Origin of the sequence: Brachyspira catarrhinii, from assembly GCF_005518285.1 — a bacterium.
Classification (GTDB): domain Bacteria; phylum Spirochaetota; class Brachyspiria; order Brachyspirales; family Brachyspiraceae; genus Brachyspira; species Brachyspira catarrhinii.
Window position 1 is genome coordinate 1 of sequence record NZ_SJDU01000359.1, and the last position, 2316, is coordinate 2316.

1 protein-coding gene is annotated in these 2316 nt (G+C 30.5%); it reads right to left on the reverse strand.

Going from position 1 to position 2316, the window contains the following annotated elements; genetic code table 11:
- Positions 1 to 379: 379 nt before the first annotated feature.
- On the reverse strand, positions 380 to 2146 hold the full coding sequence (locus EZH24_RS10480; RefSeq protein WP_137999072.1) for a glycosyltransferase family 2 protein: 1767 nt from the start codon (positions 2144 to 2146) through the stop codon (positions 380 to 382).
- Positions 2147 to 2316: the final 170 nt, after the last annotated feature.

The window sequence follows — 2316 nt, forward strand, 5'->3', positions numbered from 1 at the left end:
AATTAGGATTTAGATTTGGACCGAAAGCGTAAGGAAAAATCTTTTTCTTTAATAACAATATAATTCTAATTCACACTTGAACGGGCAGGGAACAACCTTGTCCGTTTTTATTTTGTAGCAAACTGTCATTTTGGATTACTTCGGCTTAGCCTCGTAATGACGGAATAATCATTGTCATTGCGAGATTTGTTTTACAAATCGAGACTTTGCCTACGGCACACAGCGTGAAGTCCGCCTCTGGCGAGCAATCTAAACAGATAACAAGGGGTTTTCCCTAAAGGGCGCAGAAGCGAACCCCTTGCGTTAACATTCAGAAAAATGCATACAATGGGCTAAAGCCACATTGTTATTAGGAAAATTAACGAATTCTAATTAACGACTAATTTTTAATCAATCCTCTTAAAAATCCTTTGATAAAGAAAAACCCGTAAACGAGATGAGATAAAAATATTCCGACTATTTTGCAAAATCCTTTGATTAAAGAAAACGAACTAATCCAACCTCCGATTAAACATATAAAATATAAAATATGCGGAGCGAGTAATAAAAATGTTATTATATTTTCGCTTAAAGCTGGAATTAAATTATTTATTAAAATTGGAAGATTAAAAATTAAAGCTATAGGCGTAAACAAAGTCCACAATAAAAATATCGAAGGAATAAAATAAGAAAGTTCGAATGAGTTTCCGCCGAATTTTTTCACAAAATAACCTCTATGCCATGCGTAGCCTTTAAGCTGTTTGAAATGCCCGAAAAACAAATCTCTTCTATGATGATAAACCAAAGCCTCTGGAGTGTATAATATTTTTTCTTTATCCTTCATTATATTATTGCAAAGAATCGTATCTTCTCCTGGCCAATATTCGCTATCGAATCCGCCGACTTTTTGATAAAGTTCTTTCGTTATAAGAAAATTGCAACTTGGGAAGTCGCTAACAAATTGAACTTTATCGGGAACATATCTCGCTTTATGCTTTCCGCTCATTAACGAAGAACCGTAAATTAGTCCGCTTATTTGTTTTGAAAAATTATCTTTAGGCGAAGTGACGGCTGGTCCTCCAAGCGCTTTTATATTTTTTGTTTCCATAGCTCTTAAAGAATTTGTAAGCCAATCTTTTTCGGGGTAAGTGTCATCGTCCAAAAAAGCTAAAATCTCTCCGTTTGAAATTTCCACTCCTTTCGCTCTTTTCAAGGCTGGAGGCAGTGTTCCCGTTTCTATTATTTTTATTCTTTTATCTTTAAAAATATTTAAATCAATTTCTTCTTCGGAGTAAAAATCTGGCAATATAATGAGTTCAAAATTTTTATAAGTTTGTTCGAGCAAATATTCAGTTTCTTCTTTTATATAATCGTTTATTTTTTTTAAAGGAATTATTATGCTTACAAGAGGATTTGATTTTAATTCTTCAAATAAATCTTTGTAGAATTTCACTATATTTAATCTGTAAAAAATCGCCAATGTGTCTATAAAAGTTTTCCATAGGACATTTAATTTTATAAATCCAAAATGTCTGTTCGGATTTACTATAACGGGAGCTGAAACAATTTTTTTGCCGTTTGAATTGCAGGCGACTAAAACTTCCAAATCGTAAGCGAAAGCCTTTACTAAAATTCTCGGAAAAATATTTATTATGGCTTCTCTTTTGAATAATTTTAATCCCGTTTGAGTGTCTTGTATCGGCAAATGAAAAAATATTTTAACGAACATGAAATATACGAATGAAATTAATTTTCTTATGTTTGAATAATTGACTACGGAATTTTTATGCCTTTTAGAACCGATTACGATATCCGCGTTTTCTTTATTCATTATGTCGAAAAAATTTTTAAGTTGCGAAGGGTCGATTTCCATATCGCCATCGCAGAATATAATATATTTTCCGTTTGCAATTTCGCATGCTCTTTTTAGCGCGTTTCCTTTTCCATGATTTTCTTTTGAATAAACTCCAAAAATATTTTTATTTTCCGCGCATATTTTTTCTATGACTTTTTTTGAATTGTCTTCGCTTCCATCGTCCGAAATAATTATTTCAAAATTTGTTATAAACGGAGAGATTTTTTCTATAAGAATGTTTATATTTTTTTCTATATTTTTTTCTATATTATATACGGGAACTAATATCGAAACCAATTCGTCTATCTTCATAAAATAAAATCTTTAATTTAAATTTTCTACTGTTTTAATTTGTTTGAAATTATTATAATTCAAAATCGAATAAATTGAAATAAAATTTTATTCTATTATACAGGCTTATAAGTTCTTAACCAAATCGTTTATCTTTATAATATCTTTCCACAAATTTTCTACTTTATCTA

Coding starts and splice junctions, on each gene's coding strand:
- EZH24_RS10480 (WP_137999072.1), bottom strand. CDS start 2,146: ATGAAGATAGACGAATTGGTTTCGATATTAGTTCCCGTATATAATATA.